The organism is Streptomyces roseoviridis (assembly GCF_039535235.1).
Classification (GTDB): Bacteria; Actinomycetota; Actinomycetes; order Streptomycetales; family Streptomycetaceae; genus Streptomyces; species Streptomyces roseoviridis.
This window is the reverse complement of record NZ_BAAAWU010000001.1, coordinates 5225894-5245639: the sequence shown is the minus strand read 5'-3', so window position 1 is coordinate 5245639 and position 19746 is coordinate 5225894. Positions and strand designations below refer to the sequence as shown.

Annotated in this window: 18 protein-coding genes and 1 pseudogene; 10 read left to right on the top strand and 9 right to left on the bottom strand. The window is 74.2% G+C overall.

Annotation, left to right across the window (positions count from 1 at the left end; genetic code table 11):
- Window positions 1-16: 16 nt before the first annotated feature.
- Both ABD954_RS23710 and ABD954_RS23705 read right to left on the bottom strand, forming a co-directional pair.
- A complete protein-coding gene (locus ABD954_RS23710; RefSeq protein ID WP_345488623.1) occupies window positions 17-439 on the bottom strand; it encodes an organic hydroperoxide resistance protein in 423 nt (140 codons plus the stop codon).
- A 64-nt stretch (window positions 440-503) separates the two neighbouring features.
- Entirely contained in the window at window positions 504-1523 is a 1020-nt protein-coding gene (locus ABD954_RS23705) for an NADP-dependent oxidoreductase (protein WP_345492420.1), read from the bottom strand.
- A gap of 114 nt (window positions 1524-1637) precedes the next feature.
- Between ABD954_RS23705 and ABD954_RS23700 the strand changes: the two genes are divergently transcribed.
- Window positions 1638-2072, top strand: coding sequence for a MarR family winged helix-turn-helix transcriptional regulator (locus tag ABD954_RS23700; RefSeq protein ID WP_345488621.1), 435 nt, complete (start codon window positions 1638-1640; stop codon window positions 2070-2072).
- Window positions 2073-2100: 28 nt separating this feature from the next.
- On the opposite strand, the gene ABD954_RS23695 is transcribed toward ABD954_RS23700, so the two are convergent.
- Window positions 2101-2955, bottom strand: a complete 855-nt coding sequence (locus tag ABD954_RS23695; protein WP_345488619.1) for an SCO2400 family protein — start codon at window positions 2953-2955, stop codon at window positions 2101-2103.
- A gap of 122 nt (window positions 2956-3077) precedes the next feature.
- On the opposite strand from ABD954_RS23695, the gene ABD954_RS23690 reads away from it, so the two are divergent.
- The 5 genes and pseudogenes from ABD954_RS23690 (at window position 3078) to ABD954_RS23670 (ending at window position 9997) form a co-directional block, all read left to right on the top strand.
- Window positions 3078-3653, top strand: coding sequence for a hypothetical protein (locus tag ABD954_RS23690; RefSeq protein WP_345488617.1), 576 nt, complete (start codon window positions 3078-3080; stop codon window positions 3651-3653).
- Between the two features lie 416 nt (window positions 3654-4069).
- Window positions 4070-5128 carry a rod shape-determining protein gene (gene mreB / locus ABD954_RS23685; protein WP_345488615.1) on the top strand — a complete coding sequence of 353 codons (1059 nt, stop codon included), beginning with the start codon at window positions 4070-4072 and terminating at the stop codon, window positions 5126-5128.
- 92 nt (window positions 5129-5220) lie between these two features.
- Entirely contained in the window at window positions 5221-6723 is a 1503-nt protein-coding gene (locus tag ABD954_RS23680; protein WP_345492418.1) for a GAF domain-containing sensor histidine kinase, read from the top strand.
- Window positions 6724-7185: 462 nt separating this feature from the next.
- Window positions 7186-8643, top strand: a pseudogene (locus ABD954_RS23675) (acyl-CoA synthetase).
- Window positions 8636-9997 carry a carboxyl transferase domain-containing protein gene (locus tag ABD954_RS23670; RefSeq protein WP_345488613.1) on the top strand — a complete coding sequence of 454 codons (1362 nt, stop codon included), beginning with the start codon at window positions 8636-8638 and terminating at the stop codon, window positions 9995-9997. Before ABD954_RS23675 ends, ABD954_RS23670 begins: the two are co-directional and overlap by 8 nt.
- Window positions 9998-10346: 349 nt before the next feature.
- Here ABD954_RS23670 and ABD954_RS23665 read toward each other — a convergent pair whose 3' ends face one another.
- From ABD954_RS23665 to ABD954_RS23655, 3 genes are all read right to left on the bottom strand, one after another.
- Window positions 10347-10520 (bottom strand): hypothetical protein, encoded by a 174-nt coding sequence (locus tag ABD954_RS23665; RefSeq protein WP_345488611.1) that lies wholly within the window; start codon window positions 10518-10520, stop codon window positions 10347-10349.
- Between the two features lie 181 nt (window positions 10521-10701).
- The gene (locus tag ABD954_RS23660; RefSeq protein ID WP_345488609.1) at window positions 10702-11970 is read right to left on the bottom strand and encodes an MFS transporter; all 1269 of its coding nucleotides are present in this window, start codon (window positions 11968-11970) and stop codon (window positions 10702-10704) included.
- A complete protein-coding gene (locus tag ABD954_RS23655; RefSeq protein ID WP_382745784.1) occupies window positions 11967-12617 on the bottom strand; it encodes a GNAT family N-acetyltransferase in 651 nt (216 codons plus the stop codon). The genes ABD954_RS23660 and ABD954_RS23655 overlap by 4 nt, the downstream gene beginning before the upstream one ends.
- A 180-nt stretch (window positions 12618-12797) precedes the next feature.
- Between ABD954_RS23655 and ABD954_RS23650 the strand changes: the two genes are divergently transcribed.
- Window positions 12798-13919, top strand: coding sequence for a nucleotide disphospho-sugar-binding domain-containing protein (locus tag ABD954_RS23650; protein WP_345488607.1), 1122 nt, complete (start codon window positions 12798-12800; stop codon window positions 13917-13919).
- Window positions 13920-14232: 313 nt separating this feature from the next.
- On the opposite strand, the gene ABD954_RS23645 is transcribed toward ABD954_RS23650, so the two are convergent.
- Window positions 14233-14715 carry a MarR family winged helix-turn-helix transcriptional regulator gene (locus tag ABD954_RS23645; protein ID WP_345488605.1) on the bottom strand — a complete coding sequence of 161 codons (483 nt, stop codon included), beginning with the start codon at window positions 14713-14715 and terminating at the stop codon, window positions 14233-14235.
- A gap of 118 nt (window positions 14716-14833) precedes the next feature.
- Here ABD954_RS23645 and ABD954_RS23640 point away from each other — a divergent pair, with 118 nt between their 5' ends.
- From ABD954_RS23640 to ABD954_RS23630, 3 genes are all read left to right on the top strand, one after another.
- Window positions 14834-15250, top strand: a complete 417-nt coding sequence (locus ABD954_RS23640; RefSeq protein ID WP_345488603.1) for an organic hydroperoxide resistance protein — start codon at window positions 14834-14836, stop codon at window positions 15248-15250.
- A 252-nt stretch (window positions 15251-15502) separates the two neighbouring features.
- Window positions 15503-17557 carry a phosphocholine-specific phospholipase C gene (locus ABD954_RS23635; protein ID WP_345488601.1) on the top strand — a complete coding sequence of 685 codons (2055 nt, stop codon included), beginning with the start codon at window positions 15503-15505 and terminating at the stop codon, window positions 17555-17557.
- Window positions 17558-17777: 220 nt separating this feature from the next.
- Entirely contained in the window at window positions 17778-18128 is a 351-nt protein-coding gene (locus tag ABD954_RS23630; protein WP_345488599.1) for a hypothetical protein, read from the top strand.
- Between the two features lie 212 nt (window positions 18129-18340).
- Here ABD954_RS23630 and ABD954_RS23625 read toward each other — a convergent pair whose 3' ends face one another.
- Complete coding sequence (locus ABD954_RS23625; RefSeq protein WP_345488597.1) at window positions 18341-19090, bottom strand: anti-sigma factor; 750 nt, start codon at window positions 19088-19090, stop codon at window positions 18341-18343.
- Complete coding sequence (gene sigK, locus ABD954_RS23620) at window positions 19087-19680, bottom strand: ECF RNA polymerase sigma factor SigK (protein ID WP_345492414.1); 594 nt, start codon at window positions 19678-19680, stop codon at window positions 19087-19089. The genes ABD954_RS23625 and sigK overlap by 4 nt, the downstream gene beginning before the upstream one ends.
- Window positions 19681-19746 lie beyond the last annotated feature (66 nt).

The window sequence follows — 19746 nt, the reverse complement described above, 5'->3', positions numbered from 1 at the left end:
ACGTCGAACCGGGTCGTCAGACGGCGAGCTCGACCGTGATGTTGCCGCGGGTCGCCTTGGAGTACGGGCAGACCTGGTGGGCCTTCTCGATCAGGCTCTTGGCGGTCTCGGCGTCCACGTGGGGAATGGTCGCCGAGATCTTCACGATGAGGCCGAAACCGTCGTCGTTCTTGCCGATGCCGACCTCCGCGGTGACCGTCGAGCCGGAGATGTCAGCGTTCTCGTTGCGGGCCACGACGCCCAGGGCGCCCTGGAAGCAGGCGCTGTACCCGGCGGCGAAGAGCTGCTCGGGGTTGGTGCCCTCGCCGGAGCCGCCCATGGCCTTGGGCGGGTTGACGACGACGGCGAGGCGGCCGTCGTCGGTGGCGACCCGGCCGTCGCGGCCGTTCTCGGCGGTGGCGACGGCGGTGTACAGGACGTCGGACTGCTGTATCGACATGCTGTTGTCTTCCTTCTTCTGTTCGCCGCGACTCGCGCCCACGATCGCGACGGCTGAGGGAAGACTAACGGGTCGCCGAGACGATCATCTTTCCGGTGTTGTCGCCGCGCAGCATGCCGAGGAAGGCGTCCACGCCGTTCTCGATGCCCTCGACGAAGGTCTCGCCGTACTTCAGCTCGCCGGAGCGCAGCCAGCCGCCGACCTCGTCGACGAACTGCGGCTGCAGTCCGTAGTGGTCGCCGACGAGGATGCCCTGGAGGCGCAGCCGCTTGCCGATGATCAGGGCCATGTTGCGCGGGCCGGGGACCGGCTCGGTGTCGTTGTACTGCGCGATCATGCCGCAGATGGTGGCGCGGCCGTGCACATTGAGCGAGGAGATCGCGGCTTCGAGGTGGTCTCCGCCGACGTTGTCGAAGTAGACGTCGATGCCGTCGGGGGCGGCCTCGCGGAGCTGGTCCTTGACGGGGCCGTTCTTGTAGTTGAAGGCGGCGTCGAAGCCGAGCTCCTCGACGAGCCACTTGACCTTCTCGTCGGAGCCGGCCGAGCCGATGACCCGGGAGGCGCCCCTGAGCCGTGCCATCTGGCCGACCTGGCTGCCGACGGCTCCGGCGGCGCCGGAGACGAAGACGGCGTCGCCTTCCTTGAAGGAGGCCACCTCGAAGAGGCCGGCGTAGGCGGTGAGGCCGGGCATGCCGAGGACGCCGAGGTAGGCGGAGAGCGGGGCGAGCTCCGGGTCGACCTTGGTGGCGTGCTGGGCGGGCACGTCGGCGTACTCGCGCCAGCCGAGGCCGTGCAGGACGTGGTCGCCGACGGCGAAGCCCTCGGCGTTGGAGGCGACGACCTCACCGACGGCGCCGCCGTCCATGGGGTGGTCGAGCTTGAAGGGCGGGACGTAGGACTTCACGTCGTTCATCCGGCCGCGCATGTACGGGTCGACGGAGAAGTGCACGTTGCGCACGAGGATCCGGCCCTCGGCGGGCTCGGTGACCGGCGTCTCGCGCAGGGCGAAGTCCGCGGGCACGGGCCAGCCGTGCGGACGGGAGACGAGGTGCCACTCACGGCTGGACGCGGGGAGTACGGACATCGGCGGGGCCTCCTGGAAGTGCTTCTCTGCTGCCACGAAGAAATGCTTCATGAACTGAAACAACCATGCGCCTGGATATTTCAGGTTGTCAAGTATCGGAGTAGGATGCTTCCCATGCCCACCTCACGCACGGACCCCCTGACGCTGGAAGTCGTGGAACTCATCGGCACGGTCGTGGCCCGCTACCACGAGGAGTACGAGCAGGCCGCCGCCGCCCACGCCCTCACCGGCGCCCAGGCCCGGGTCCTCGGCCTGCTCGCCCTGGAGCCCACGCCGATGCGGAAGATCGCCGACAAGCTGAAGTGCGAGCCGTCGAACGTCACCGGGATCATCGACCGCCTGGAGTCCCGCGGTCTGGTGGAGCGCCGCCCGGACCCCGCCGACCGCCGGGTCAAGGTGGCCGCCCCCACCGAGGAGGGCCGCGCCACCGCCCGGAAGCTGCGCGACTCGCTGCACTTCGCCCGCGAACCGCTCGGCGAGCTCACCGAGGTCGAGCGCACACTGCTGCGCGACCTGCTGAAGCGGATGCTGGGCGTGGAGACGGCCTAGGAGGTGCGCTGCCCCGGGGCGCCGGGACCTACACGCACCACCACAGGAAGCGGGTGCAGGTCGGCGTCGGCTTGGGGGTGGGGCTGGCGGTCGGGGCCGGGCCGCCCGTGGTCGGCGCGGGGCTGCCGCTCCTGGTGACCGAGGGGCTGCCCGAGGGCGTGGCGGAGGTGGGCGGCGGGTCGCTCACGGTGGCGCTGGGCGAGGCGCCCGGCCCGTCCCCCGGACCCGTGCCCGTACCGTCACCGGCCCCCGCGTTCCCGCCCGTACCGGTTCCCGTCCCCGTCCCGGTGCCGTCGCCGGCACCGCCGCTCCAGCCGCCGTCCCGGTGCGGGCCGCGGGTGGCCTCGCGACTGGCCGTCGGGCGCGGCGCGGTCGAGTCGACCGGTCCGGGACCGTCCGGCCGTCCGGCACTCTCCGAAGGGGCCGGCGGATCGGGGTCCAGGGTGACCTCGGCGACGTCCTCGATCTCCACGGCGATGGCCGCGCCGCCGTCGTCCGGCGCCATGGCCATCTTGGCCATGCTCAGCGAACCGGCCGCGAGCGCGAAGCCGAGGGTGCCGAGCAGGACCGTGCGCCCGCGCCGCGACCGAGCCCGGCGACCGCTGCCGCCGCCCGCGCCGCCCTTCCTTCCCCTCCCGCCGTCCTTGGCGCGCCGGCGCGCGGCGGCGCGCCCCCCGGCCGGCCGGGGCGTTTCGAGCGGGTCCAGTTCGTAGCTGAACTCCGACGCGACGGACGACGGGGTATCGGCCTGTTCCGCGGGCGGTTCCGCGAGCGGGCGAGGAGCGGGGGGCGTGAGGTACCGCAGCTCCTCGGCGGGGGTCCCGCAGCCTGCGCAGGCCAGGGCGCCGTTGAGATGCCGCCGGCACTGGTGGCAGTAATCCATGGCGCCCGCAGGCTATGCGGCCCGAGGACACGACTGATAGGCGCGAAAGTGAGGATCCTGTGAGGAAACCGCAGGTCGACGGCGTGCCGTCGTGAATCTCCCCCTTCGGGCAGGATGGGCGCATGACCCCTGCCGCCCCCTTTGGCCCGTTCGAGTTCCAGCTCGTCCTGCTCCGCCGGATGGCCGACCACCAGGCCGGACTGGTCGACGAGGCCCTGCGGGAACTGGGCGCGAGCCACGGCGCGATGCGGGAGGCGAACAAGCGCTGGCAGGCATGGGCGCACGCCCGCCGCGGCCCGGGCGAGTTCGACCGCTACCGGCGGGTCCTCGGCGAGCCGGAGAGCCGGCGGCCCGTCACCGGACTGCCCGGCGTCCCCGACGGCGAGGCGTGGGCCTGGCCGGTGCCGCTCTGGCCCGAGCTGCGCTTCACCGTCCTCACGGGTCCCCGGCGCGCCGTGTGGTCCCGCTCCCTGACCCGCGCCCCCGGCGCCGCCGCCCCCCGGCTGCGCACCGCGGCCGATCTGCGCCCGTGGCGGGTCACGGCCGACGAGGTCTGGCGGGCATGCCCCGGCGCCCGGCCCCGCGAGGGCGTGGGCCCCGCCCTCCTCCGCCTCGACTTCACCCTTCCCGACGGCACCGCGCACACCGCCGAGTTCGCCTGGGGCCTGCTCCAACGACTGCTCCCGCCCCTGCCCTGACGGGCCACGAGGACGCGCCGCACGGGGCTGCCCGGAGCGCCCTCGCGAAGGGCCCTCGAGCCGCCCGGACTTCGCAGCCGCCCCGAGGTCACTTCGGGGTCCCCCGGAGAGCCACCCCCGGGCCACCCCGCAGCGCCGGCCCGAGGCCAACCCGGGGTCACCCTGAAGCTCCACCCCCGGGGTCACCCCGGACTCACCCGGAGCGCAGCCCGCAGCGCCGCCCTCGAAGCCACCCCGAAGTCACCCGGAGCGCGGCCCCCAGCGCCGTCCCCGAGCTGACCCGGCGTCAGCGCCCCGCACCCCCGGGCGGCTCAGCCCAGCGCGCGCCCCGGGCGGGGCGGACGCACGATGTCCACAGGACCGCGCACCGCGCGCACCGCCTCGCCCGTGCCAGCACCGCACTCCGGAGGACCGCCGTGACCGTCAGCCTTGAGCAGCTGCGCCGCTGCCATGTCGCCGTAGACCTGGGCGCCGCCCGCACCCGGGTCTTCGTGAAGGGCGCCGGCCTCGTCGTCGACGAGCCGTCCGTCGCCGCCGTGAACACCCGTACCGGCGCGCTCATCGCCGTCGGCGCCCTCGCCGAGAAGATGACCGGCCGCACCCCCGACTACATCCGGGTGGTCCGCCCGGTCTCCGGCGGCACCGTCGTCGACATCGAGATGGCCCAGCGGATGCTCCGTCACCTCCTCGGCGACAAGCTGCGCCGGCAGCTGCGCCGCAAGCCCCGGCTGCGGGCCGCCGCCTGCACCCCGCACGACAGCGACCCGCTCGCCCAGCGCGCCGCCGTGGAGACCCTGGTCGGCCTGGGCGCCCGCCGGGTCGAGCTGGTCGACACCCTGATCGCCGCGGCCGTGGGCTGCGGGCTGCCGGTCGAGCAGCCGACCGCGACCATGATCCTGGTGTGCGGGGCGGCGACCACCCAGGTCGCGGTGCTCTCGCTCGGCGCGATCGTCACCGCCGAGCGGATGCCCGTCGGCGGCGACGCCATCGACCACGCCGTCATCCAGCACCTGCGCCACCAGCACGAACTGATGCTGCCCAGCCAGTCGGTCCGGCCGCTTCAGGTCGCGCTGCACGGCAACGGCCTGACGCTGCAGGGCCCGACCTTCACCGAGATCCACGGCCGTGACGTGGCCACCGGCCTCGCCCGCTCGGTGACCGTCGACACCGCCGCCGTCCGCGAGGCCATCCAGACCCCGCTCACCGCCGTGCTCGACGGGATCGGCAAGGTGCTCCGCGACTGCCCGCCCGACCTGGTGGCCGACCTCGCCGACCGGGGCATCATGATGGTCGGCGGCAGCGCCCTGCTGCCGGGCCTCGACCAGATGCTGCGCGAGGCGACCGGGATGCCCGTGCACATCGCCGAGCGGCCCGACGTGTGCGCCGTGCTCGGGCTGGGCGCGATGCTGGAGGGCCGGGTCCAGCCGCTGGTGCTCGACCCGGTCGGCGAGCGCGAACGGTCCGACGCCGACTGACCGCGGACCCGGTCGTCGTGACCGACGATGACGATGACCCCCTGCCGCTCACGGACGGGGCGGACGAGGAGGACCCGGCGCCCCGCCTGCCGATGCTCCTGGAGGCGGTCCTCGGCGTCGGCAGCGAGCTGGAACTGCGCGCCACCCTCCAGTACCTGGTGGAGACCGCGACCGCGCTGACCGGTGCCCGTCACGGGGCGCTCGGGGTCGTCGACCCCGAGCGCGGGCGCCTCACCGACCTGTACACCTCCGGCCTGACCGAGGAGGAGCGGCAGCGCATCGGCCGCCTCGCCGACGGCCACACCGGCCTCCTCGGCGCCCTCGTCGAGGACCTGCGGCCGCTGCGGCCCGCCGACCCGGCCGCCGACCCGACCGCCGACCCGACCGCCGACCCGCGCGCCTCCGGCGTGCCCGAGGGCCAACCGGAGACGGGTTCCTTCCTCGGCGTGCCGGTCCGCGTGCACACCGAGGTGTTCGGCAACCTCTACCTCACCGACAAGGTCACCGGCCCCTTCACCGACGAGGACCTGGCGCTGCTGCGGGTCCTCGCCTCCCAGGCCGGCATCGCGATCGGCAACGCCCGCCTGTACGAGACGGCCCGGCAGCGGGAACGCTGGATCGAGGGCGCCGCCGCCGTCACGACCGCGCTCCTCGCCGGCGACCCCGCCGAGGACGCCCTGACGACCGTCGCCGAACGGGCCAGGCTGCTCGCCGACGCCTCGGCGGGCGTGGTGCTCCAGCCGACCGAGGAGGGCGGCATGGAGATCGTCGCCGCCTCCACCTCCGGCGACCCCGCCGACCTGGTCGGCACGACGATCGCGCCCGGCTCCCCCGTCCTGGTCCAACTGCTCGGCGGCGAGCCGGTGTTCGTCGAGGACTCGGCGACCGACCCCCTGATGACCACCCCGGTGCGCAGCCGGTTCGGGCCCTCGATGATGCTGCCGCTGCAGAGCGGCGGAAAGCTCATCGGCACCCTCGCGCTGCCCCGGCGGCGCGGCGGCCGCCCGTACACGGCGGTGGACCGGCTGCTCGCCTCCCAGTTCGCCTCCCAGGCGGCCCTCGCCCTGGTCCTCGCCGACGCCCGGCACGACCGGGAGCAGCTCGCCGTCTACGAGGACCGCGACCGGATCGCCCGCGACCTGCACGACCTGGTGGTGCAGCGGCTCTTCGCCACGGAGATGATGCTGGAGTCCACCCGGCGCCGGGCCGCCGTGCACGAGGTGGACGACCTGCTGGCCCGGGCGGTCGACGAGCTGGACTCCACGATCCAGGAGGTCCGCACGACGATCTTCGCCCTCCAGCAGCCGCCCGCCGCCGCGCCGGCCTCGTTCCGCGGGCGCGTGCTGCGCGAGACCGGCGGGGCGGCGGCCCTGCTCGGCTTCCAGCCCTCCGTCCGCTTCTCGGGCGCGGTCGACGCCCTCGCCGACGACACCGCCTCGGAGGGACTGCTCGCGGCGCTCCGCCGGGCGCTCGCCGCCGCCCACCGCCGGCCGGGCGTCGGTTCCGTGTCCGTCGAGGTGGCCGTCGGCGACGACGGCCTGCGGCTGCGGGTCGAGGACGACGGCGACCCGCCGACGACGGTCACCTGGCCGTAGCACGCGGGCGCCCCCGACGCGGAGCCCGTACGGAGCCGTTCCCGCCGCACCGGGCCCGCCCCGGCCCCGCCCCGGGCCCCGCGCCCGGGACCGGGCTCGGCGACCCTCGGTGGCTGCCGGCCACCTCTCGTCAGGGGCCCGGTCCCCCGCACCGGGCACTCGTACGCGGGGATTCTTCGCGCCTCGGCCGTCCGGCCCGGGCACTCGCCGGCCCCGTCCGCGCGTACGGGCCCTCGCCGGGCGCGCCTACCGGTACGGGCAGGCCGCCGACCGTACGGCCGGAGCGGCGAACGGGCCCGGGGTGGCCAAACGGTCCAGGCGCAGCGAACGGGCCCGGGGTGACCAAACGGCCCGGCCACCCCGAACGGGCCCGAGGTGACCAAACGGCCCGGCCGCGCCAAACGGGCCCGAGGTGACCAAGGTCGCAGCGCGCCGCCCTCGGCGGCTGGGCAGAATGCCCTCATGAGCGCCCTCTTCCCGGCCCTTGCGGCCGGTTCGGACCGGCCGGCCCTGCGTTTCGGCGCGGACACACTGACGTACGGGGAGCTGGCGCGGGCCGCCGGAGCCCTGGCGGTACGGATCGGGGACGCGGGCCGCGTCGCCGTGTGGGCCACGCCGACGGCCGAGACGGCGGTCGCGGTGGTGGCCGCGCTGCTCGCCGGCGTGCCGGCCGTACCGCTCAACCCGCGGACCGGCGAGCGGGAGCTGGCGCACATCGTCGGCGACAGCGCCCCGGGCGCGGTGCTCGCGGGCCCCGGTGACGAGCTGCCGGGCGGGCTTGCCGGACTGCCCCGGATCGACGTGGACATCAGGGCGGCCGGCCCTGCCGCGGACGAACCAACAGACGGCGGCGCAGCCGCCCTGGTCGTCTACACCTCCGGCACCACCGGCCCGCCCAAGGGCGTCGTCCTCTCCCGGCGCGCGATCGCCGCCTCTCTCGACGCCCTCGCGGACGCCTGGGCCTGGACGGCCGGGGACGTCCTCGCGCACGCGCTGCCGCTGTTCCATGTGCACGGCCTCGTCCTCGGCGTCCTCGGCCCGCTGCGGCGCGGCGGCGAGCTGCGGCACCTGGGGGCGTTCTCGGTGGAGGGCGTGACGAGGGCGCTGGGCACCGAGGAGGGCGGCGGGGCGACGATGCTGTTCGGGGTGCCGACGATGTACCACCGGCTCGCGGAGGCGCTCCCCCACGACCCGGCGCTCGTCCGGGCGCTCGCGGGCGCCCGGCTGCTGGTCTCGGGATCGGCGGCGCTGCCGGTGCGCGACCACGAGCGGATCAGCGCGGCGACCGGACGGACGGTGATCGAGCGGTACGGGATGACCGAGACCCTGATGAACACCTCGGTCCTCGTCGGAGCGGAACCGCGCCCCGGCTCGGTCGGGCTGCCGCTGCGGGGCGTCGGGCTGCGGCTCGTCGAGGAGGACGGCAGCGTCCTCGGGCCGGAGGCGTACGACGGCGAGACGGTCGGCGAGATCCAGGTGAGGGGCCCGAACCTGTTCACCGCGTATCTGAACCGGCCCGACGCCACGGCGGCGGCCTTCACCGAGGACGGCTGGTTCCGCACCGGGGACATGGCGGTGCGGGAGCCCGACGGCCACGTCCGGATCGTCGGCCGCTAGGCGACGGACCTCCTCAAGAGCGGCGGCTACAAGATCGGTGCGGGCGAGATCGAGAACGCGCTCCTCGACCACCCGGGCGTCCGCGAGGCGGCGGTGACCGGTGAGCCGGACCCGGACCTGGGCGAGCGGATCGTGGCGTGGGTGGTCCCGGCGGACCCCGCCGACCCGCCCGCGTACGAGGACCTGGCCGGACACGTGACCGCGCTGCTCGCCCCGCACAAACGCCCGCGGGAGGTCCGCTACCTGGCCGCGCTGCCCCGCAACGACATGGGCAAGGTCCTGAAGAAGGCCCTCCATGCCTGAACGTTTCTCCGCCCGTGAGGCGATCGCCCTGGTGACGGACGACTTCACCCCGGCCGTGGTCGCGGCACCCACGGGGCCCGACGCGGCGGACCAGCCGGTCCGCGCGGACGGCCCCATCGGCTGGGCCGGGTACGACGACTCCCGTGCCCGCGCGGCGGAACGGACCGGCGAGGACGAGTCCGTGCTGCACGGCACCGCCACCGTCGGCGGGCGGCCCTGCGTCCTCGTGGCGTTCGAGTTCGGCTTCCTCGGCGGCTCGCTCGGCCGGGCGGCCGGTGACCGGCTCGTCGCCGCCTACCGTACGGCCGTCGAGCGGCGCCTCCCGCTGGTCTCGCTCGTGGCGACGGGCGGCAGCCGCATGCAGGAGGGCATGGTCGCCCTCGTGCAGCTCCAGCGCGTGGCCGCCGAGACCGTCCGCCTCCGGGCGGCGGGCCTGCCCCACGTCGCCGTGCTGCGCGACCCCGCCACCGGCGGCGGCTGGGCCACCGTCGGCGCGGGCGCCGACGTGGTCCTCGCCCTCCCCGCCGCGCAGGTCGCCTTCGCGGGCTCCCGCGTCCGCCCGGCCGACGCCGATCCGGTCGCGTACACGGCGGAGGACCAGTACGCCCACGGCCACGTGGACGCGATCGTCCCGCCGGACCGCCTCGGGGAGACGCTCACCCTGTGGCTGCGGCTCCTGTCCCCGGCGCCCACCGGACCGCGGTCCCCCGCGCCCGCGCCTTTGCCGCGCGCCCTCGGCGCGCTCGCACCGGCCGGGACGGGCTGGGACGCCGTCGTGCGGGCGCGGGCGGCGGAGCGGCCGCGGGCCGGGGCGTACCTGGACGACTACTTCGAGGTGCGGGCCACGATCCGCGGCGACCGGGCCGGGGGCGTGGACCCGGGGATGGAGTGCGGTTTCGGCCTGCGCGAGGGCAGGGTCGTGGCGTACGCCGCCCAGGACGGCGGGGCGACCCGGCCCGCCGGGTTCCGCACCGCGGCCCGGCTCGTACGGCTCGCGGACCGGCTCGGCGTGCCGGTGCTCACCCTGATCGACACCCCGGGCGCCGCCAACGACGCCGAGGCCGAGCGGGCAGGAGCCGGTCCGGCCATCGCGGACGCCTTCGCCGCCGTCGCCGGGGCCCGCACGCCGGTGACCTCCGTCCTCATCGGGGAGGGCGGCTCGGGCGGCGCGCTCGCGCTCGCCGCGCCGGACAACACCTGGGCCACGCCGGACGGGTACTTCTCGGTCATCGCGCCCGAACTCGCCGCCGCCATCCTCAAACGGCCGCCGGAACAGGTGCCGGAGACGGCAGGGCAGCTGCGGCTGCGCCCGGAGGACCTGCTGGAGCTGGGTATCGTCCGGGGGATCGTCTGACGGGTCGGGCGACGAGCAGGTGTCCCGTCGGGCGAGGGGCTGCCGGCGCGTCGGCCCAGGACCTGGCATCGGATCGGGCGGGGCGCTGCCCGCTCCCCGGGCCAGGACCTGCCATCACGTCAGGCGAAGGACTGCCGCTCTCCGGGCCAGGACGTGCCACCGCGTCAGGCGAAGGGCTGCCGCTCCCCGGGCCAAGGTCCGCCACCTGGTCGGGCGAGGCGCTGTCCGCTCCCCGGCCAGGGCCTGTCCGCGCGTCGCCCGGCGGTTCGCCGTGCTGCCCGTGGCATCGTCCTGACAGCAGGAAGCCCCCTCGGTGTGAGGGGGCTTCCCGCCGTGGCACGGGGAAGGCTCAGGCGCCGTCGCCCTGGCAGAAGCTGAAGTCGCCGCAGACGACGACCGTGTTGTCCACGACGACCACGTCGGGTCCGTCGAGGAACTCGGTGCCGTTGTGGGCGAGTGCCGTTCCGGAGCCGGCGAGAACGGCGGCTGCGGCCAGGGTGACCGTGGCGATGAGCTTGCGCATGAAAACCTCCTGACGAGCGGGGTTGCTCATGTCGGAGCCTGACCCGGGCACGGGACAGCGGCAAGTGCGCGCGCGGTGAGCGGGCCACGGGATGACCCGTATGGGCGGCGCATCGGGCCTTCGCGCCCACCGCCCGGATGATCTCTCCCCGCCCGGACCGGAAGCGCGGCGGATCCGTGGTTCAGGCCGTGGGGTTGCGGGCGTCGTACCGCCGAAAGCCCTTGCCGTAGAGGGCGAGAAGGCCGATCGCGAGGACGCAGGCGAGCCCGCCGCCGGTGATGGCGACGGTCGGGGAGGTGAGGTCGGCGACCGAACCGGCCAGGAAGTCGCCCAGCCTGGGGCCGCCGGCGACGACCACGATGAAGACGCCCTGGAGCCGGCCCCGCATCTCGTCCGGAGCGGCGACCTGCATCATCGTGTTCCGGAAGATCATCGAGACGGTGTCGGAGTACCCGGCGACGGCGAGCAGCAACAGCCCGAGCCAGAGGTTGCGCGTGAGGCCGAAGACGGCGATCGCGGTGCCCCAGCAGGCCACGGCGAGCAGGATCGCCTGCCCGTGGTGGCGGATCCGGCCCTGCCAGCCGGAGAGCACCCCTCCCAGCAGGGCTCCGCACGCCGGTGCGGCGACGAGGAGTCCGGCGGTGCGGGCGTCGCCGCCGTACCAGACGACGGCGACGACCGGGAACAGCGCCCGGGGGTGGGCGAGGATCATCGCGCAGAAGTCGGAGAAGAAGGTCATCCGCAGGTTGGGGCGGGTGGCGAGGAAGCGCAGTCCGTCGAGGACGGAGGCCCGCTTGGTGCCGGTGCGGTCCGGCAGCATCGACGGCAGGCGCCACATCGCGTAGAGGGAGGCCGAGAAGGCGATCGCGTCGATGAGGTACGCGGTCTGATAGCCGGCCAGACCGACGACGAGGCCGCCGATGCTGGGGCCGACGAGCGTGCCGAAGGTGGTGGTCATCGAGTTGAGCGCGTTGGCGGCGGGCAGCTGCTCGGCGGGCAGGAGCCGGGGGATCATCGCACTGCGGGCGGGCGCGTTGAGCGCGGCGCAGACCGCTTGGAGGGCGACGATCCCGTAGAGGAACCAGACCCGGTGGAAGCCGGCGAAGGCGGCCGTGGCGAGCGCGATGGAGAGCACGGCCAGGCCCGTGGAGCTGGCCAGGCCGAGCTTGCGGCGGTCGACCGTGTCGGCGATGGCACCGCCGTACAGGCCGAAGACGACCAGCGGGACGAGGGTGAAGAGCCCGACCAGGCCGACGGAGAACGGCGAGCGGGTGATGTCGTAGACCTGGAGGGAGATGGCGAGGGTGGTCATGCCCTGGCCGACCCAGGTGACGGTGTTCCCGAACCACAGGCGCCGGTAGTCGGGCGAGGTACGGAGCGGGGTGAGGTCGGCGAAGAGCCTGCGGCCCTTGCGTTCGGCTGCGGCGTCGGCCGGGGCGGGGGCGCTCACGCGGCGTCGGCCGGGGTGCGGCGGTGGGGGCGGGCGGCGGTGCCGGGGGCCGTGGCGGTACGGGGGCCGGAGCCGGTGCCGGAGCCGGAGGCGGTGCCGGAGCCGGAGGCGGTGCCGGAGCCGGAGGCGGTGCCGGAGCCGGAGTCGGTGCCGGGGTCGGAGCCGGAGTCGGTGCCGGGGTCGGGGCTGCTGGGGGCGTCGCCCGTGAGGTCGTAGCGCAGCTCCGGGCGTTCCCAGTGGATGCGCCCGGTGGGCCGGACGGTGCCGGTGCGGCGGGCGCCGGTGCGCAGGTAGAACTCCTCGGCGGGCGGATGGGCGACGACCCGTATGGAGTCGAGTCCGGCGGCGCGGCCCTGGCCGATCATGTGCTCGACGAGCATCCGGCCGATCCCCAGGCCCTGGGCCTCGTCGGCGACGAAGGCGAGGTCGAGCTCGGCCTCGTCGAGGAGCAGGGCGTAGAAGCCGAGGACCCGCCCGTCGGCGCCGACGGCGACGTAGACGGGATGGTGCTCGATGTACGAGCCGCCCACCTGGTAGCCGGCGACCATGGGGGCGTACGCGCCGGCGTAGGCGGAGGAGGTCCGCACGAGCCGGGTCAGCCGCTTCGAGTCGTCGGCGGTGGCGCGCCGGAGGGTGATGTCGGGCATAGGCCGAGTATAGGAGCGCCTTTCGGTGTGGGTCCTTACCATTTTTTCGGTGCGAGAACGTCCGATTATCGATCCCGCCCGGAACAGGGGGGCCGCCGCGCGGGTTCGCCGGGGTAGCGGGGGCGTTCGGACACCACGCACGACTCGCCCTCGTCCGGCAGACCACGGCAAGGAGACATCGTGCGCGTACTGTTCACCGGCCCGGCAGCGGCCGGCCACCTCTTCCCGATGATCCCGACCGCGCAGGCGCTGCGTGCCGTCGGCCACGAGGTGCTGTTCGCGGGCTCGCAGCCGCTGGACCGGCTCCGCGAGGCGGGCTTCCCGATCGTCGAGATCGGGGACGGCCGCGACATCCGGGAGGTGTTCCAGGAGGCCACCGGCGAGGAGGCGCGCTATGTCGCCCCGGAGCTGACCTCGGACCAGATCCTGGACCGGGCGGCCCACGCCTTCTCGCTCGCCTCCCGCCCGACGGTCGACGGCCTGCTGGAGACCGCCGAGGGATGGGGCGCCGACCTGCTGGTCCACGACTCCTTCCAGGCCGCCGCCCCGCTGGTCGCGGCCAAGCTCAAGATCCCTTCGGTGATCCAGAACTTCGGCGTCACCTCCGGCCTCGACATGGCCCGCCGGCTCGCGGGCCACTTCACCGAGGCGTACGAGAGGTACGGCGTGGCCGGTCCGGCCGAGGCGACGGCGCTCGACATCATCCCCGCCTCGCTCGGCGGCGACCGGGGGAGCCTGCGGATGCGCTACCTCCCCTACAACGGCGGCGGCACCGTCCCCGCCGCACTGCTGCGGCGCGGCAGCCGGCCGCGGGTCGTGGTCACGCTGGGCACGGTGCTCACGGAGGTGGACGGCGTCAGCGCCATCGTCCGCCTGACGGAGGCCGCGGCGTCGGTGGACGCGGAGTTCCTGCTCGCCGTCGGCGACGCCGACCTCGCTCCGCTGGGCGCTCTTCCGGACAACGTCCGCCCGCTGCCGTGGGTGCCGCTCGCCGAGCTGCTGACGGCCGCGGACGCGCTGATCCACCACGGCGGTTCGGGCACGATGCTCACCGCGCTCCAGGCGGGGCTGCCCCAGCTGCTCCTGCCCCAGGGGGCCGACCACTTCATCAACGCCGACGCGCTGACCGCGACCGGGGCGGCCCTGCGCTCCACCGCCGAGGAGGTCGACACCCCGCTCCTGACCCGCCTCCTCACCGGCCCGGCCCTGCGCGAGGCCGCCGCCCGCCTGCGGGCGGAGAACGCCGCCCTGCCGTCCCCGGCGCAGACGGTCCCGGCGCTGGAGGCTCTGGCCGCCGCCTGAGGACGGGGCGTGCGGGCAGCGGTGAGCGGCGCGCGGCCACGGGCGCACGGGCAGCGGTGAGCGGCGCGCGGCTACGGGCGCGCGGCAGCGGCGGCGGGCGCGCGGGCAGCGTGAGGGGCACGGCCAGGGGGAGGGCACCCGGGCCGGCGACGGGCGCGGGCAGAGGCGAGGGGCCCGGCGGCGGGCGCGCGGGCAGCGGTGAGGAGGCGGGTCAGGAGCGGGGCCCCGCCCGTCACCGTGCCGCCGCCCGCGCGGGCATGAGGTGCCTCACACGAGGCGGATTCCGGACACTTTCCGTCTCCGGCCGGCGCCGTCACCTCTCGACAACGCACCTGGCGACGTCGTCGGGGTCGACGGCGTCCAGTCGGCCTGCGAGGGCGTTCAGCCGGTCGCGCAGCTCGACGATCTCCTCCAGGTCGAGGCCGGTCGCGGCGGCGATCCCGCGCGGCACGCCGAGGGCCTTCTCACGGAGCGCGGCGCCCTCGCCGGTGACCCGCACGGTGACGGACCGCTCGTCCTCGGTGCTGCGCCGCCGCTCGACGTAGCCGACCGCCTCGAGGCGTTTCAGCAGCGGCGACAGGGTGCCGGAGTCGAGCCGGAGCCGGTCGCCGATGCCCTTGACGGGGAGCTCGCCGTGCTCCCAGAGGACCAGCATCACCAGGTACTGGGGGTAGGTGAGGCCGAGCTCCTTCAGGGCGCCGCGGTAGACGCCGTTGAAGGCGCGGGTGGCGGCGTGCAGGGAGAAGCAGATCTGGTTGTCGAGCCGGAGGAAGTCCTCGTCGGTGGGTCCGTCCATGGTTCCCAGCGTACGGGAGACGACCGTCACACGCGATTAAGTTGTGCACAACTAAATGGCGCGCTACAAATAGATCAGCAAGCCCGACACCGAGCCCCGGACAGGAACGGAAGAACCCATGGACGCGATCTACACCGCAGTCGCCACCGCCAACGGCCGCGAGGGCCGCGCCGTCAGCTCCGACGGCCACATCGACCTCCCCCTCGCCCACCCCGCGGCGCTCGGCGGCAACGGCCAGGGCACCAACCCCGAGCAGCTCTTCGCCGCCGGCTACGCCGCCTGCTTCGCCAGCGCCATGGGAGTGGTGGCCCGCCAGGAGAAGATCGACATCTCGGACGCGTCCGTCACCGCCGAGGTCTCCATCGGCAAGGACCCCGCCGACGGCGGCTTCGGCCTCGCCGTCGTCATGCGCGCCGAGTTCCCCGACCACCTGCAGGGCGAGGCGGGCGCCGCGCTGCTGGAGAAGACCCACGCCTTCTGCCCGTACTCGAAGGCGACCCGCGGCAACATCAAGGTCGAGCTCGTCGTCGAGTAGTCCTCCGCGAGCGACCCCCAGCGTAGTTTTCTGTTCACCCATGCACGCCCCTGGTGGAGTTCGGCCCACCGGGGGCGTTCGGTTGTGAGTTTTCACGTTCGGGCACGGGGGATTCGCCGGCGTACGACGGGCAGTCATGGGACGGCCGCCGTGCGGTGGTTCACGGGCGCTCTCCTTGGGGCGCCCGTCGCCGGCCCGGCCGGCCGCGCACCCGCACCCCGTCCGTCTCCCACTCCGGAGGGCAACTCCCCCATGGCCGAACTGAATCGTCGCCGGTTCCTTCAACTGGCGGGCGGCGCCGCCGCGTTCACCATGCTGTCCGACAGCATCGCCCGCGCCGCCGCCATCCCGGCGCAGGGCACGACGGGCACGATCCAGGACATCGAGCACATCGTGGTCCTGATGCAGGAGAATCGTTCCTTCGACCACTATTTCGGGGCGATGAAGGGCGTACGGGGCTTCGGCGACCCGCGCCCGGTCACACTCCCCAGCGGCAAGTCCGTCTGGCACCAGTCCGACGGCAGGACCGAGACCCTGCCCTTCCGGCCGCCGAGCGACGACCTCGGCATGGAGTTCCTCCAGGGCCTCAACCACGACTGGGCGGGCGGCCAGCGGGCCTTCAACAAGGGCGCGTACGACCAGTGGGTGCCCGCCAAGACCAAGGCCACCATGGCCTACCTCACGCGCCAGGACATCCCGTTCCACTACGCGCTCGCCGACGCGTTCACGATCTGCGACGCGTACCACTGCTCGTTCATCGGCTCGACCGACCCGAACCGCTACTACATGTGGACCGGGCACACCGGCAACGACGGCACCGGCGGCGGCCCGGTCCTCAACAACGCCGAGGCGGGCTACGGCTGGACCACCTACCCCGAGCGCCTGGAGGCGGCCGGCGTCTCGTGGAAGATCTACCAGGACATAGGCGACGGCCTGGACGCCGCAGGTCACTGGGGCTGGATCAACGACGCCTACCGCGGCAACTACGGCGACAACTCGCTGCTGTACTTCAACACCTACCGCAGCGCCCAGCCCGGCAACCCGCTCTACGACAAGGCCCGCACGGGCACGAACGCCAAGGCGGGCGAGGGCTTCTTCGACAGGCTCCGCGCCGACGTCCAGGCGGGCGCCCTCCCCCAGATCTCCTGGATCGCCGCCCCCGAGGCCTTCACGGAGCACTCCAACTGGCCCTCCAACTACGGCGCCTGGTACATCGCCCAGGTCCTGGACGCGCTCACCTCGAACCCCGACGTGTGGGCGCGTACGGCGCTGTTCATCACGTACGACGAGAACGACGGCTTCTTCGACCACGTGGTCCCGCCGTACGTCCCCGCCTCCGCGTCCCAGGGCCTGTCGACCGTCCCGACCGCGCTGGACTACTTCCCCGGGAAGACGGGGTACGTCGCCGGCCCGTACGGGCTCGGCCCGCGCGTCCCCATGCTCGTCGTCTCGCCCTGGTCGAAGGGCGGCTACACCTGCTCCGAGACCTTCGACCACACGTCGATCATCCGCTTCATGGAGCGCCGCTTCGGCGTGCTCGAACCCCAGATCTCGCCCTGGCGCCGGGCCGTGTGCGGCGACCTGACCTCCGCGTTCGACTTCACGCGCACGGACCCGCAGGCCGCGCCGCTGCCGCCGACCGACGGCTACTACCCGCCGGACCGCGAACGCCACCCCGACTTCCTGGCGACGGCTCCGGCGGTCGGCACGATGCCGCGGCAGGAACGGGGCACCAAGCCCACCCGCCCGCTGAAGTACGCCCCGTACGTCGACGGCGCCGCCGACACGACCGCCGGCACCTACCGCCTCACCTTCAGCGGCGGCCCCTCGGCGGGCGCCCAGTTCTACGTGACATCGGCGAACCGCACGGACGCGCCGTGGACGTACACGACGGAAGCGGCCAAGTCCCTCTCGGACACCTGGAACACCAAGTACTCCAAGGGCCTCACCGACCTCACGGTCCACGGCCCCAACGGCTTCCTCCGCCGCTTCCGCTCCCCCGGCAAGACCCCCCTGCCAGAAGTCCGGGCCCGTCACGACGCCACGACCGGCAACCTGACCCTGACCTTCACCAACCCCGGCACCACGACGACGGTCACGCTCACCAACGCCTACGCGGGGGGCCCGACGACCCTCACGCTCCCGAAGGGCACGACGGTCACCCACACCCTGGACCTCACCGCCTCCGCCCGCTGGTACGACGTCACCCTCACCACCCCGTCCTCCGCGGACTACCTCCGCCGCCTGGCGGGCCACGTGGAGACGGGAGCGGCGGGGGTGTCGGACCCGGGGATCCTGACCTACTGAGCCCGCTGATCTCCCGACACTGATCCACCGAAGGCCCCGGCGCCTCCGCAAGGCGCCGGGGCGCAGTGGCATCCACCCTCGAAAGAACCGCGCCGTCGCGATCACGGTTCCGACCGGCCGATGCCTTCCATCGCAGAGAGTGATCAACATTCCGTAGGCTGACCGGCTTCTGAGTACGCGGACTCATGTGCGCCGCCCCACCGCGCGGTTCACTGGCCCCATGACCTCGAACGATCCCGACGCACGCGCCACCGGGGCCTGGATCGCCCCGCTCGTCTCCACTCTCGTGACCGTGCCCCTGGGCCTTCTGGTGCTCTTCTTCGCCGGGCTGTCCCCGATGGCCTGCGACTCCTGCAACGGCGCGGAGGCGGACCGTTTCGACGCGAGCTTCGCCGTCGCCTTTCCGGTCGTCGTCACCGGGCTGCTCCTCGCCCTGGGCCTGCTGATCACGAGCTGGGCCCTCCCCTGGCGGGTCCGGCACGCCGCCCGGCGGGTGGGGTTCGCCGTCGCGGCACCGGTGGTGGCCGTCGTCGCGGGGGTGGTGTTCGCCGGGCTCCTCGACGTGCCGTGACGCCGTAAGGGGTAGGACAGGGCGGAGCGTGCCGGGCACGGCCGGTTCGCAGGTTGGGCGTGGCCACCGAGCCGTCCGTCCGCCTCGTACAGCGTGACCTGACGCGCGGTCGCGAGGACGTAGGCAGTGATCAGACCGGCCCGGCGCCGTCCCCGATCTCCGGGGTGCCTGCCACGAGGTGCCTCGTTCGCTGATCGGTGCGGAGCGCTCGGTCAGGCGGGCAGGTTCATCAGGAGAAGGGGGGCGGTGGTGGGCTGGGGGGAGCCTCCGGCGGGTTCGAGGGTGAGGCCGACGGCGCCCGCGTCGGCGGGGTCGCCGGACAGGACGATGGTGCCGTCGCCTTGGATGAGTCCGGCCGGGCGCATGGTGCCGTCGTGGTCGAGCCACAGCTGGTAGGTCTTCCCTGCACCGGGGGCGGGCAGGTTTCCGGCGGTGAAGACGGCCTTGTTCCGCTGCTGGGAGGAGACGACGGTGGTCAGGGCTCCGTTGACGGCCTTGCCGTGGACGGTGCGGGCGTCCGGGGCGGCCAGTACGGCGCTGACCTCGTCCAGCCGCTGCTGGGCCTGGCGGGCCTGCTGTTCGAGGTCGTTCCCGTTCTGCGTCTGCCACACCGCTACGCCGCCCAGTGCGGCCGCGGCCACGCTGGCGGCCAGCGCCAGGGGAACGGCCCGGCGGCGCAGGATGCCGCCGATGGCGGGCGCCGCACTTGCGGAGGGGATGCGCGGGGGCAGCTGACGCACGCCGTCGATGGCGGCCATGACCTGTGCCTTGGCTGCGGGGGGCGGCGGCTGGGCGACCGCTGCCGCCAGGCGTGCCGTGGTCGCCTGGAACTCGGCGGCTTCCTGCCGGCATGCCTCGCACGCCTGGAGGTGGGCGTCGAAGTCCTTGCGTTCGTCATCGTCGAGGGCGCCCAGGGCGTAGGCGGCGACGAGGGTGTGGGCGTCGGTGGCGTGGTGTTTCATGTGGTCACCCCCATGCAGTCGCGGAGCCGGATGAGCCCGTCGCGCATGCGTGTCTTGATGGTGGGAAGAGGCGTGCGCAGGGCTTCGGAGACTTCACGGTAGGTCAGGCCCTGGTAGTAGGCCAGGGTGACGGCCTGACGCTGGAGTTCGGTCAGGCCGCGCAGGCAGCGGCGTACCTGTTCGGACTCCAGGCGGGTCTCGACCTGTTCGGTGACCTCGTCGAAGGCGGTGGTGTGCTCGCGGGCGGCCTGGGCCTGTTCGCGGTCGGTGGCGGCCTGGGCGGAGCGGACCCGGTCCACGGCCCGCCGGTGGGCGATCGTCGCGGCCCACGCCGTCACCGCGCCGGCCTCGGGGCGGTACCGGGCGGCCTGCCGCCACAGGTCGATCATGACCTCTTGGATGACCTCCTCGGACTGGGCCCGGTCGCGGACCACTTTGAGCACGATGCCGGAGACCAGGGGGGCCAGGGCGTCGTAGAGGGTGGAGAAGGCCTGCTTGTCGCCGCGCGCCACTTTGCCCATGATCTCGGTGAGGTCGCTGGGGGCGGAGCGGCCGTCGCGGTCGGCGCCGAAGGGCAGCGGCTGGTTCACCTGCGCCGCTCCGGTCGTGGTGAGGGGGCGACGGGGCCGCCTGGGCCGGCCGTCGGGGGGCGGGGC

Coding starts and splice junctions, on each gene's coding strand:
- ABD954_RS23710 (WP_345488623.1), bottom strand. CDS start 439: ATGTCGATACAGCAGTCCGACGTCCTGTACACCGCCGTCGCCACCGCC.
- ABD954_RS23705 (WP_345492420.1), bottom strand. CDS start 1,523: ATGTCCGTACTCCCCGCGTCCAGCCGTGAGTGGCACCTCGTCTCCCGT.
- ABD954_RS23700 (WP_345488621.1), top strand. CDS start 1,638: ATGCCCACCTCACGCACGGACCCCCTGACGCTGGAAGTCGTGGAACTC.
- ABD954_RS23695 (WP_345488619.1), bottom strand. CDS start 2,955: ATGGATTACTGCCACCAGTGCCGGCGGCATCTCAACGGCGCCCTGGCC.
- ABD954_RS23690 (WP_345488617.1), top strand. CDS start 3,078: ATGACCCCTGCCGCCCCCTTTGGCCCGTTCGAGTTCCAGCTCGTCCTG.
- ABD954_RS23680 (WP_345492418.1), top strand. CDS start 5,221: ATGCTCCTGGAGGCGGTCCTCGGCGTCGGCAGCGAGCTGGAACTGCGC.
- ABD954_RS23670 (WP_345488613.1), top strand. CDS start 8,636: ATGCCTGAACGTTTCTCCGCCCGTGAGGCGATCGCCCTGGTGACGGAC.
- ABD954_RS23665 (WP_345488611.1), bottom strand. CDS start 10,520: ATGCGCAAGCTCATCGCCACGGTCACCCTGGCCGCAGCCGCCGTTCTC.
- ABD954_RS23655 (WP_382745784.1), bottom strand. CDS start 12,617: ATGCCCGACATCACCCTCCGGCGCGCCACCGCCGACGACTCGAAGCGG.
- ABD954_RS23645 (WP_345488605.1), bottom strand. CDS start 14,715: ATGGACGGACCCACCGACGAGGACTTCCTCCGGCTCGACAACCAGATC.
- ABD954_RS23640 (WP_345488603.1), top strand. CDS start 14,834: ATGGACGCGATCTACACCGCAGTCGCCACCGCCAACGGCCGCGAGGGC.
- ABD954_RS23635 (WP_345488601.1), top strand. CDS start 15,503: ATGGCCGAACTGAATCGTCGCCGGTTCCTTCAACTGGCGGGCGGCGCC.
- ABD954_RS23630 (WP_345488599.1), top strand. CDS start 17,778: ATGACCTCGAACGATCCCGACGCACGCGCCACCGGGGCCTGGATCGCC.
- ABD954_RS23625 (WP_345488597.1), bottom strand. CDS start 19,090: ATGAAACACCACGCCACCGACGCCCACACCCTCGTCGCCGCCTACGCC.